Below are 11902 nucleotides of genomic sequence, written 5' to 3'. Positions count from 1 at the left end.
ATACCATCAGGAAACTAACTATGATGCCAAACGCTCGGCGCTGCCTACTTCCTGGGCAACGAAATGACCGCTAGCCACCTGCACTAATGACCAATGTTCTGGCTCATCACCGACCTTACGAATGGGGCTAAGAATATCGCCCTGCAGCAATGTACGCTCCCGCCTCTGTGCGGGGTCGGCCACGGGCACAGCGCTCAACAGCTTGCGTGTATAGGAGTGCTGAGGCGAATCAAACACCGCTCGGCGCTCGCCTAACTCAACGACTTGGCCAAGGTGTAATACCGCTACGCGGTGGCTCATTTTTTCCACCACTGCCATATCGTGACTAATGAACAGATAGGCCAAGCCTTCGTCTTGCTGCAACTCCATGAGCAGGTGAATGATCTGCGCCTGGATGGAAACATCGAGGGCGGATAGCGCTTCATCAGCAATGATCAACTTAGGCTTGGAAGCCAGAGCGCGGGCAATACATACCCGTTGGCGCTGGCCGCCGGAAAATTCATGGGGATAGCGCTCAGCCTGATCAGCACTCAAACCAACGCGCTCAAGTAACTGATTAACGCGATGACGGATTGCTTTAGCACCGTGCAGCAAGCCGTGCGTACGAATGGGTTCGGCTATCGAAAAGCCCACGGTTTTGCGGGGATCCAAGGAGGCAAACGGATCTTGAAAAATGTACTGCACTTCTTGGCGCAGGCGCATTTTTTCTGCCCGGGACATGTCGGCCACGGCCTTGCCACCAAAGCGTATCGTGCCACTGGTGCTTTCCTGCAACTGCTGAATGGTGCGCCCGATGGTCGACTTGCCAGATCCCGACTCGCCTACCAGCGCCAGCGTCTCTCCAGGAAAAATGCTGAAACTGACATTTTCCACCGCATGGACGCGATGGCTAACCCCCCCAAAGAACCCTTTTCGGATATCGAAACGGGTGACTAAATTTTCTATCTCCACCACCGGGGCTTCATCGATTCTAGCGGTATCCTGCTGACGACTTTCACCCAGAGTGCGCGCAACATTTCCATCCAGCACCACTAATGGATCCATGCGTGGAAGAGCTTCGCCCTGCATACTGCCAAGTTTAGGCACCGCCGCTAACAGTGCTTGGGTATAGGGGTGTTGGGGGCGGGCGAAAATCTCCTCCACCGCCCCTTCCTCGACCTTTTCGCCATGGCGCATGACTACTACCTGGTCGGCCATCTCCGCCACCACCCCCATATCGTGGGTAATGAAGATAACAGCCATCCCTAGTTCCTGCTGCAGGTCACGCATGATGGTAAGTATCTGCGCTTGAATGGTGACATCCAATGCGGTGGTGGGCTCATCGGCAACCAGCACTTTTGGTCGGCAGGCCAGCGCCATCGCTATCATCACTCGTTGGCGCATGCCGCCGGATAGCTGGTGGGGGTATCGTTTTAACAGCGCTTCAGCATCGGCCAGGCGCACCAGTTTTAACAGTTTTACTGCTTCGACCCGCGCCGCGTCTTGGGTTAGCTTCTCATGCAATACCAGCACTTCGGTAATCTGATCGCCAATAGTGTAAACAGGATTCAGCGACGTCATTGGTTCCTGAAAGATCATGGCGATTTCCTTGCCACGTATCTTGCGCATCGCTTTATCGGAAAGCTGGGTAAGATCCAGTGGCTGAGAGCCGTTGGCATCGCGATTAAACAGTATCGAGCCACTGGTAATCTCGGCGTTCATGTACTCTACCAAGCGCATGATAGCCAGAGAAGTCACCGATTTACCCGAGCCAGATTCGCCAACGATTGCCGTCGTTTTACCGGGATAAACATCAAAACTCAGATTTTTAACAACCTGGTTGGAGCCAAAATTCACGCCCAAGGAGCGAACCGATAGCGCTGGTGTAATGGTCACAAGATGTATTGCCCCCTGCTCTTAGATAGCGTTTTTTTAAAACGTTAGTCGAGTAGACATATCCTTTCAAACTACTCATCTTATTAAACTTTTGTCAATACATCGTTATTAAGCACCTACTAATTCTTCTGCCATTAAAAAATTCGGCTACCTGTTAAGACATACATCTCGCGCACAAAAAAAGCCCCATCGCAGGAGCTTTTGATCGCAGTTAGTGCTGATGGGTGCTGTTACCCCACCCGGTGCTGCTTGAGCACGGTGAGGCTTCGCTCTTCCTCGCTTTGCGGCTGGGAAGGTGCTTGGCGGGTACCGACCAGCACATACCACTCTGCCTCTGAAAGGTAGGTTTGACACCAGCGGCCAAGGTCGGCTGCGCTCTCTTCGCGGCTAGAATCGCCACAGCGGTAGTCGTTCGCCAAATGAAGGAGGTCTTGACGGGCGGTACGCGCACGTGCGTTGCCACCGTGTACTTTTACCAGCGGGCAGCGTCGGTCATAGGCGGCGTTGGTTAACGCATTAAGCCAACGCTCCAATTCATGTGCCTGAATTCCACCATACACTGCCACGCTTGAGCTCCCTGCCCCGTTGAAAGGGCAATAGCCTGCCCGATTTAGGGGCCGCTGTCACGGTTAACCTTTACCCTTGTTTAGATGCAGTTCCAGGCCGTTTTATAGCGCCTGTTCAAAACCTTGTAACACGTTGACTACATTGACACCTATTTCATCTACAGCATAGCCCCCTTCCATCAGAAACACGCTGGGTAAGCCTACTTGGGCCAGGTGCTCACCTAACGCTGTGAAATCTTCGCTGGTAAAGGTGAAGGCACTTATGGGGTCACCTTCGAAGATATCGACCCCTAACGATACGATCAGGCATTCACACTCCGCGGCTTTAATTTGCGCCAAGGCTAGCTCAAGTGTGGCCATCCACCTGGTAACGCTGGTGCCCGGCGGCAACGGGTAATTGACGTTAAAGCCCTTACCTGGCCCTTCGCCGTTTTCATCAGCGTAGCCCAAATAGTAAGGAAATGTGACCTCAGGGTCGCCGTGCAGTGAGATAAACAGCACATCATCACGCTTGTAGAAAATCTGCTGGGTGCCGTTGCCGTGGTGAAAGTCGACATCAAGAATGGCGACCCGACGTTTGCCTGCATCCAGCGCTCGCTGGGCGGCAATGGCGGCATTGTTAAAGAAGCAGTAACCGCCAAACTGATCAAACGCGGCGTGGTGGCCTGGCGGCCGGCATAAACCAAAACTGGGTTCGCCGGTTTGTAACGTATGCTCTACCGCGCCTAACGCCACGTCTTTGCTCGCCATGGCGGCTTCAAAGGTTCCTGCTGAGATCGACGTTTCCGCCGCCAGCGCGTAGTAGCCTAGCTGACCGCTAACCGATCGCGGGATGCGGTCACCACGCATGGTTCGTGCGGGCCAAATATTGGGAATCGCCTCCCCCTCATGCCCAGCCGCCTGCCACTCTTGCCAACAGTTGGCTAGAAACGTTACGTACTCTTTGTCATGCACCGCTAATACGGGGGCTAACCCATAAGCGCTAGGGGTACGAATATCCCCAAGCCCGGACTGGTGAAGATGCTTTAGCACTAGATCAAGGCGTTCGGGGCACTCAAACGGGGTCACCAGCGCGCCGTCATGTAACTCCGTGCGCGCTTGGCGCAAACGGCTGTCCTCTGAGTAAAACGTCAGCATGTAGGTTCCTTAATCTACGCCTAACGGAAAAGAGTCTAGTTAGCTTCTAATTGTACAGGCCACTGCTTGGCCCAGCGGCGCTTTTGGCTCGGTGTCTGTTGCTTTAACTGATATTCAGCCCGGCTTGCGGCGGCGCGGTCTTCAAACGGTTCGGCACCCAGCAGTGCAACAGGCGGATTTGCACGGGTATAACGCGCCCCTTTGCCGGTGCAGTGCGCTTGATAACGCTTTGCCAGGTTATTGGTAATGCCCGTATAGGTGCCACGCTGGCACTCCAGCAAATAGAGATACCATTGCGGTTCGGCTTTGTGAGGCTGAACGATGCCACTATTCACCGCAACATACCTTTAATTTACGCCCACTACCACATAAGCACGGGTCGTTGCGGCGTGGTTTCAGGCGGGTAAGCGTGGGTGTTCCGTCTATATACCACCAGCGTTGCTGCTCTTTAACGAAGCGGGAGACCTCTTCTAATACATGCCAGCCTTTTTGCACTCGCCCCCTTTCATAAAAACAGGCACGAAAATGCACGTAACCGATATTGTCGAGCGGCGGTTCTGCGGAGACGATAGATAGCGACTTCCACTCAGCGTCAGGATCAGGCGCAAGCTCTGCAGGGCGGGTAGAGGGGTGCCATGTCGCCAACAGGTAGTCGCTACGCCCTAGCACAAAAGCCACATAGCGAGAGCGCATCAAAGCTTCAGGCGTGGGGGCAAGCCCGCCTTGGTGATAACGGCCACAGCACTTATCAAGCGTTAATAAGCTACCACAGGGGCAACTTGGATCAGTTGTGGAGGTCATAGAAAAGCTCGTTAGTCACATCTTTTATAGCCTAACCGATACGCCCTATGCGCGTCGCCCAACGCGTATCACTATTGTTCGATATTTATGCTGCGTTAGGTATATAGTAGTGGGGCAATACATTCAGACGATGGGGTACGAAACACGATCGATCATTCTTTCCAAAATTTTTGGAGGTTCTCCTATGAAGGTCTTTAAACCGGAATGGCAGTGCACGTTTAGCGTAAACGAAGGCGCGGAAGAATCAGCAACTTGGAAAGAGAAAATCGCGTGGCGGCTCAGGGGAGTTGCGGATCGGCTGGAAGGTGGTGGGCGCACGGTAAAAATCGATTATCGAGTGACGCCAGCGGTTAGCCAACAGGAAGTCGACACTTGCTTAGGCAAGGGCTTCGAAGTAACTCAACGCCTGCTAACGCAGTTAGCCCAACAGCAGGCGTGCGAAGATGTGATGCGCCATGCCAAAGCTGAGCTGTTTGAACAACATCCTCAGCACTGAAAAAGCGACATGGTATGAAAGCACTACAAAAAATCCCACTCCATTAGCCGGGTGGGATTTTTTTGGGCAGTTATTAGCTAGTTAGACAGTCTTCTCTAACGCTTTACCCATCTTCGTTAGAAAATCCTCACACGCTTCAAGCTGCTCAATATCAATATATTCATCGGGCTGATGCGCCTGGGCGATGCTGCCAGGGCCAAGAATTATTGTCTGCAAGCCCTGGCCCTGGAACTGCCCCGCTTCCGTGGCGTAAGCCACCGCGTGGTCGCAGCACCCTGCGGGCAAATGGTCTTTGGCTAGGCGAAGTACCTGATCGTTTTCGCGGTCGGCCAGGCCCGGCACTGTCACGTTTAGCGGCTCAGTAGTAATTTCAACGTGCTTGCCTTTGGCCTGCAGCTCAGCGCTTAGCTGGGCGCAATAGGCCTCAAAGCGCGCGTATATTTCGTCGAAGGTGTCCGTGGGCAGATGGCGAATTTCCCACTCGAACTGGCACTCCCGCGCCATAATATTGATCGCCGTACCACCTTTTATTTTGCCGACGTGCAGGCTGGTGTGAGGCACGTTAAAGGCCTCATCGATGCGCCCCTCTTCCACCAACGCCGCCATGGTGTCCTCAATAAAGGTCACTAGCCTTGCCGCTACGTGGATGGCTGAGGTGCCTTGATTGACCTGGCTGCTGTGAGCTTCCTGACCAATCACGGTGGTACGCAGATTGGTCGCCCCTTTCTGCGCTACCACTGGCTGCATGCTGGTGGGCTCGCCGACAATCACATGGGCGGTGGTGGAGTAGTGTTCGTAAAAGCGCTTAATGAGGCTTGGCGCACCCACGCAGCCGATCTCTTCGTCATAGGAGAAACCCAGATAAATCGGCTGCTGCAGAGGCGCTTTCGTCCAAGTGGGCACCATCGACAATACGCAGGCGATAAAACCTTTCATATCGCAGGTGCCGCGCCCATAAAGGCGCCCACCGCCACCATCACGCAGGGTGAACGGATCGCTCGACCAGGGCTGCCCCGCCACCGGTACCACATCGGTATGCCCGGAAAGCATCACACCGCCCGGCGCCTCTGGGCCAATTCTTGCGATCAGGTTGGCTTTGGTACCGCAGGGGCTCATCACCCGCTCGGCGCTAACGCCATACTCTGCCAAATAGCCTTCCACATACTCAATCAGCGCCAGATTGGATTCACTGGAAGTGGTATCGAATGACACCAGCTTCGTCAGTAAAGTGGTCACGTCAGTCATACTGCTCTCGTTAGTTGGACTCTTCCTATCACACTATCATCGCCCTCTTCCTTTTCCTACTCAGTAGGCCTGCTGGCAGCGCAATGTTGACTGTCACGGCAGGTTCATCGTGCATTCACTAAAACGTCATCTACACTTCTTAATGTTCAGTGCATCTAAAAATCTCAACAAACGCATTGCACGCCTGACTAAGTTCAGGCCTATAAGGAGCTTGTTATGTCTCGTTTCACACTGCACGCGCTTGCCGTAGGGGTGGCGACGGCCAGCCTAAGCCTGTCTGCTCAGGCGGCAACAGAGATTAGCTGGTGGCACGCCATGGGCGGCCAACTGGGCGAAATTCTCGAAGAGATGACCCAAGACTTCAACGAGTCTCAAGACGACTACCACGTTACCCCCAGCTATCGCGGCACCTATACCGAAACGATGACGGGCGCGATCGCCGCCTTCCGTGCCAACGAGCAGCCGCATATCCTGCAGGTGTTTGAAGTCGGCACTGGCACCATGATGAACGCCAAAGGCGCCATCTACCCAGTGTACGAGCTGATGGAAGAGCATGGCCGCGCTTTCGATAAAGAAGCCTTCCTGCCCGCCGTCGTGGGTTATTACACCGACACCAACGGCAATATGCTTTCTTTCCCGTTTAACTCCTCTACGCCAATCATGTACTACAACCGGGACATGTTTGAAGAAGCAGGCCTGGATCCCGAGCAACCCCCACAAACATGGGACGAAGTGGCCGATTTTTCACGCCAAATCGTCGAGTCTGGTGCGGCCAGCTGTGGCTTTACCACCTCCTGGCCTAGCTGGGTCATGCTGGAAAACTTCTCCGCTTGGCATAACGTGCCGCTAGGTACACTGGAAAACGGCTTTGGCGGTATGGAAACCGAGTTTACCTTCAACAATGAGCTGGTCGCTCGCCACTGGGACAACCTCCACGACTGGCAGGAAGAAGGTGTCTTTAAATGGGGTGGCCCCGGCTCCGGCCCCGACTCTGAGCCGATGTTCTACTCCCAGGACTGCGCGATTTTCTTCGGCTCTTCTGCTTCACGTGCGGATGTCGCCGCCAATTCAGAATTTGAAGTTGGCTTTGGCATGCAGCCCTACTACGACGACGTAGAAGGCGCACCGCAGAACTCGATTATCGGTGGCGCCACTCTGTGGGCACTGCAGGGCCATAGCGATGACGAATACGAAGCCGTTGCGGCGTTCTTTGAGTACCTCTCCCAGCCCGAAGTACAGGCACAGTGGCACCAGCAAACTGGCTACCTGCCCATCACTCAGGCCGCTTGGGATCTGAGCCAAGAACAGGGCTACTACGAAGAGAATCCAGGCGCGGATATTTCGCTGAAACAGATGACTCTCAACGAGCCGACCGAGAACTCCAAAGGCCTACGCTTTGGTAACTTCGTGCAGATTCGCGACATCATCTCCGAAGAGATGGAAGCGGTGATGACCGGTGACAAATCGGGTCAGGAAGCAGCGGATGAAGCAGTAGCACGCGGCAATGATCTGCTCCGTGATTTTGAAGCTGCCAACCAGTAAATAAGTACTCACTTCGCCGCCTACCCTTCTGGGTAGGCGGCGATTTCGTTTGTTGATGCTTGTTTTTGCTAACAATTTGCAGAGCTGCCCATGCAAACCAAACGCATGACCTACCCTGGTCGCTTTTTGCCCTACGCGCTGCTGACGCCCCAGGTGATTGTGACACTGATTTTCTTTATCTGGCCTGCGGGCCAGGCGCTGTATCAGTCGCTACTGCGCGAAGACGCCTTTGGGCTGCGCTCAACGTTTGTGGGTCTTGAGAACTTTGCCCGTCTATTTCGTGACGGCAGTTATGTCAATTCGCTATCGGTGACGGTGGTATTCGCCGTGGGCACTACCCTGCTATCGATGACAGTGGCGCTTTTATTGGCCAGTACCGTCAACCGGATGATTCGCTCACGCAGCACCTACACCACGCTACTGGTGTGGCCCTACGCCATCGCCCCCGCGCTTGCGGGCGTGTTGTGGTGGTTTATCTTCAACCCCTCTATCGGCATTGTGCCCTATATGCTGGAAATGGTGGGTTACCAGTGGAACCACCGTAACTCGGGCAGTGACGCCATGCTGCTGGTGATTTTTGCCGCCGCCTGGAAGCAGATATCCTATAACTTTTTGTTTTTCCTGGCGGGCTTACAGTCAATCCCGCAATCGCTGATTGAAGCCGCCTCCATTGACGGCGCCAGCCCGACTAAGCGCTTCTGGACGATTATTTTCCCGCTGCTCACGCCGACCACTTTCTTCTTGCTGGTGGTTAATGTGGTGTATGCCATGTTCGACACCTTCGCGATCATCCACGCCACCACCGCAGGCGGCCCGGCCCAGGCCACTAACATACTGGTTTACAAAGTGTATGCCGACGGTTTTGTCGGGCTAAACCTTGGCTCGTCCGCGGCTCAGTCGGTGATTCTGATGGTGATTGTGGTGGCATTAACGATGATTCAATTCCGCTTTATTGAGCGCCGAGTCAATTACTAAGCCTTTGGGAGAACGTTAATGGTTGAAAACCGCCCTTGGGCTAACCTGATAGCCCATATTGTTTTGATCTCTGGTGTCGCGCTGGTGGTTTTTCCGGTGTATGTCGCGATCATCGCCTCTACCCATTCCCTATCGGGTTTGCTGCAGGGTACGCTGCCACTGCTGCCCGGTGGCCACGGGATCGAAAACTACACGCGCATGTGGCAGTCGGGCGTCTCCAATGCCGGCGCACCGCCGGCCGCCCTGATGCTGTGGAACAGTTTTATAATGGCCATGGCGATCACAGTGGGTAAGCTGTCTATTTCGCTGCTTTCCGCCTTTGCCATCGTCTACTTCCGTTTCCGCTTCCGGATGTTCTTCTTCTGGGTGATCTTCGTCACGTTGATGCTGCCGGTGGAAGTGCGCATTATTCCGACTTTTCAGGTCGTTGCGGATCTTAAAATGCTCAATAGCTTTGCCGGGCTATCGATCCCGCTGATTGCCTCGGCTACCGCAACCTTCTTGTTCCGCCAGTTCTTTATGACCATTCCCGAAGAGATGCTCGAAGCCGCCCGGGTCGATGGCGCCGGGCCACTGAAGTTTTTTAAAGACATCTTAATGCCGCTGTCGGTGACCAATATCGCCGCGCTGTTTGTGATCATGTTTATCTACGGCTGGAACCAGTACCTCTGGCCGTTAATTATCACTACCGACCCTGATTATTACACCATCGTAATGGGCATTCAGCGCATGACCTCGGAAGAGAACCCACAGTGGCAATTAGTGATGGCCGCGGTGGTCATGGCAGCGCTGCCGCCTGTATTAGTGATTCTGTTTATGCAACGCCTATTTGTGAAAGGCCTGACCGAGACGGAGAAATAAGATGGCCAGCATTACCTTGGAAGGGCTAAAGAAAACCTATAGCGGCGATGTTCAGGCCGTCAAAGGCATCGACTTACAGATTGAAGATGGCGAGTTTGTGGTGCTGGTGGGGCCTTCCGGCTGCGGCAAATCTACCCTACTCCGCATGGTGGCGGGGCTTGAAACCATTACCGAAGGCACGCTCAAAATCGGTGACCGGGTGGTCAATAAGCTAGAGCCCGCCGAGCGCGATATCGCCATGGTGTTCCAGAACTACGCGCTCTACCCGCATATGACGGTGTACAACAACCTAGCTTACGGCCTCAAGAACCGCGGGTTTAACAAAGAAGACATTGAAAAGCGCGTGCGAATTGCCGCCAAAATGCTCGAGATCGAAGAGTTTCTGGAGCGCAAACCGCGCAAGCTCTCTGGTGGTCAGCGCCAGCGCGTCGCCATGGGCCGCGCGTTGGTGCGCGACCCGGCAGCCTTTCTATTCGATGAGCCACTTTCCAACCTGGATGCCAAACTGCGCGTGCAGATGCGCGTGGAGATCAAACAGCTGCAGCGGCGCCTGAAGACTACCAGCCTGTATGTGACCCACGACCAGCTGGAAGCCATGACACTGGGTGACCGTTTAGTGGTTCTTAACGCCGGGCAGATTGAGCAAGTGGGCACACCCATGGATATCTACGCCCGCCCCGCCAGCATGTTTGTCGCCGGGTTTATCGGCTCCCCCGCCATGAACATGCTGCCGGTGGATTACTTGAACGAACAAGGCGCCAATGGCCTGCTGGATAACCTGCCCGACGGCACCGATGTCGTCGGCATTCGACCGGATGATATGCATCTAACGCCGCCGACCGCGCCTCACCTAATTGTCGACTCAACGCTGGCGCTGTTTGAAGCCGCGGGGGCCGAAAGCCACCTATATGTGACCCTCGCCGATAGCGACCAGCCTACAGTCATCCGCGTTTCGGGGCAGCCGCCCGTTGCCGAAGGCGAAACCCTGCGATTTTTTGTGACCCGCGACGCTCTGCATCCTTTCAACAGCGCCACGGGAAAACGCACCGGGGATTGAATACCTATCCCCCGAAAGACAAAACAAGAAAAACAAGTCAACGGAGAAACCATGCGCTACGTTTGAGATAAAGCTTACGGATCTCCCTTGATGAGTACTGAACCTTCATACGTCGATGACCTGTATCGTGAGCACTCCCGGCGCGTGCAGGCGACGCTGATACGCCTGCTGGGGGATTTTGAACTAGCCGAAGAAGCCATGCAGGATGCCTTTGTGGCGGCGGTTCAACAGTGGCCGGTTAACGGCAAACCTGACAACCCCACGGCATGGCTAATTCGCACCGGCTACCACTGCGGAATAGACCAAATTCGCCAACGCAGTACTGCTCGCCGTCGGGCTCACTTGCTATTACCCACAGATGAAGCGCTGGATCTTGAGCCCACCACCATCGAAGATGACGCCTTGCGGCTGCTATTCACCTGCTGCCACCCAAGTTTGAGCATGGAAGCACGGATTGCCCTGACGCTTCGCGAGATGTGCGGTTTGACCACTGAGCAAGTAGCCAGCGCGCTACTGATGAAGCCTACGACGCTGGCACAGCGTATCGTACGAGCCAAACGCAAAATTCGCGATGCGCATATCCCTTATGCCGTGCCTACCCAGGAAGAGCTGCCCGAGCGTTTACCCGATGTGCTCCAAGTCATCTATCTGGTCTTCAACGAAGGCTACTCGCGCAGCACGGGCGCCAGCGTGGTCGATATCAGCCTAACAAAAGAAGCCATGCGACTGGGTAATGAGCTGGCGCGGCTACTGCCCCAGGGGGAAGTATTTGGGCTGATGGCTTTGATGCTGCTTAATGATGCCCGCCGGGATGCGCGCCAGGATAGCGACGGTGAGCTGGTAACCCTGGATGCTCAGGACAGACGCCTATGGCGCCAAGAGGATATCCAGGTCGGAATAACGTGGCTAGAACAGGCACTGGCGCTCACCCCCACCGGGTACTACACCCTTCAGGCGTCGATTGCCGCCGTACACGCCCAGGCTAGCCACGCCGAGCAAACAGACTGGGGGCGTATCGTCAGACTCTACGATGCTCTCTGCCGACGTTTTCCATCGCCGATTCTGGCGCTGAACCGTGCGGTCGCCATTGCCATGAATGGTGCACCCGATACCGGCCTGAAGTTACTCGACGACATCGCTCATCACCCACAAATCAACCGCTATTATCTATTTCATGCCGCAAAAGCGGATTTACTGCGTCGCCAAGGCCAGCATGAGGCCGCGCGCAGCGCCTATCAACAGGCGCTACTATTGGTCACCCTGGATCCAGAAAAACGCTTTTTGAACAGGCGATTGGCAGAACTCGAAAATTCCCCATAAAAAAATGCTTAGGCTATGTCGATTCAA

The 11902-nt window shown here is 54.7% G+C and carries 12 protein-coding genes; 6 read left to right on the top strand and 6 right to left on the bottom strand.

Translation table 11 applies throughout. The features are described 5' to 3' along the window. Positions 1–18: 18 nt before the first annotated feature. The 5 genes from LMS44_RS01360 to LMS44_RS01340 all read right to left on the bottom strand — a co-directional run bounded on the left by LMS44_RS01360 (position 19) and on the right by LMS44_RS01340 (position 4379). Entirely contained in the window at positions 19–1875 is a 1857-nt protein-coding gene (locus LMS44_RS01360) for an ABC transporter ATP-binding protein (protein WP_159175929.1), read from the bottom strand. A gap of 230 nt (positions 1876–2105) precedes the next feature. Next, entirely contained in the window at positions 2106–2441 is a 336-nt protein-coding gene (locus LMS44_RS01355; protein WP_022520776.1) for a hypothetical protein, read from the bottom strand. 102 nt (positions 2442–2543) lie between these two features. Further along, positions 2544–3578, bottom strand: a complete 1035-nt coding sequence (locus tag LMS44_RS01350; protein ID WP_022520777.1) for a histone deacetylase family protein — start codon at positions 3576–3578, stop codon at positions 2544–2546. 35 nt (positions 3579–3613) lie between these two features. Next, positions 3614–3913 (bottom strand): GIY-YIG nuclease family protein, encoded by a 300-nt coding sequence (locus tag LMS44_RS01345; RefSeq protein ID WP_022520778.1) that lies wholly within the window; start codon positions 3911–3913, stop codon positions 3614–3616. Continuing rightward, a complete protein-coding gene (locus LMS44_RS01340) occupies positions 3906–4379 on the bottom strand; it encodes a YchJ family protein (RefSeq protein WP_022520779.1) in 474 nt (157 codons plus the stop codon). The genes LMS44_RS01345 and LMS44_RS01340 overlap by 8 nt, the downstream gene beginning before the upstream one ends. Positions 4380–4563: 184 nt before the next feature. On the opposite strand from LMS44_RS01340, the gene LMS44_RS01335 reads away from it, so the two are divergent. Further along, positions 4564–4875 (top strand): hypothetical protein, encoded by a 312-nt coding sequence (locus tag LMS44_RS01335; RefSeq protein WP_022520780.1) that lies wholly within the window; start codon positions 4564–4566, stop codon positions 4873–4875. Between the two features lie 81 nt (positions 4876–4956). Here LMS44_RS01335 and argE read toward each other — a convergent pair whose 3' ends face one another. Further along, positions 4957–6120 (bottom strand): acetylornithine deacetylase, encoded by a 1164-nt coding sequence (argE, locus tag LMS44_RS01330; protein WP_022520781.1) that lies wholly within the window; start codon positions 6118–6120, stop codon positions 4957–4959. A gap of 216 nt (positions 6121–6336) precedes the next feature. On the opposite strand from argE, the gene ugpB reads away from it, so the two are divergent. From ugpB to LMS44_RS01305, 5 genes are all read left to right on the top strand, one after another. Continuing rightward, entirely contained in the window at positions 6337–7662 is a 1326-nt protein-coding gene (ugpB, locus tag LMS44_RS01325; protein WP_022520782.1) for a sn-glycerol-3-phosphate ABC transporter substrate-binding protein UgpB, read from the top strand. A gap of 90 nt (positions 7663–7752) precedes the next feature. Then, positions 7753–8637 (top strand): sn-glycerol-3-phosphate ABC transporter permease UgpA, encoded by an 885-nt coding sequence (gene ugpA / locus LMS44_RS01320; protein ID WP_022520783.1) that lies wholly within the window; start codon positions 7753–7755, stop codon positions 8635–8637. An 18-nt stretch (positions 8638–8655) separates the two neighbouring features. Then, positions 8656–9498 (top strand): sn-glycerol-3-phosphate ABC transporter permease UgpE, encoded by an 843-nt coding sequence (gene ugpE / locus LMS44_RS01315; RefSeq protein ID WP_022520784.1) that lies wholly within the window; start codon positions 8656–8658, stop codon positions 9496–9498. Position 9499: 1 nt separating this feature from the next. After that, positions 9500–10555 carry a sn-glycerol-3-phosphate import ATP-binding protein UgpC gene (locus tag LMS44_RS01310; RefSeq protein WP_022520785.1) on the top strand — a complete coding sequence of 352 codons (1056 nt, stop codon included), beginning with the start codon at positions 9500–9502 and terminating at the stop codon, positions 10553–10555. Between the two features lie 90 nt (positions 10556–10645). Next, the gene (locus LMS44_RS01305; RefSeq protein ID WP_138800158.1) at positions 10646–11875 is read left to right on the top strand and encodes an RNA polymerase sigma factor; all 1230 of its coding nucleotides are present in this window, start codon (positions 10646–10648) and stop codon (positions 11873–11875) included. Positions 11876–11902 lie beyond the last annotated feature (27 nt).

Source organism: Halomonas profundus (genome assembly GCF_020865425.1).
Classification (GTDB): Bacteria; Pseudomonadota; Gammaproteobacteria; order Pseudomonadales; family Halomonadaceae; genus Vreelandella; species Vreelandella titanicae.
Note: the sequence above shows the minus strand (reverse complement) of the source record. Positions and strands in the feature narration are given on the sequence as shown.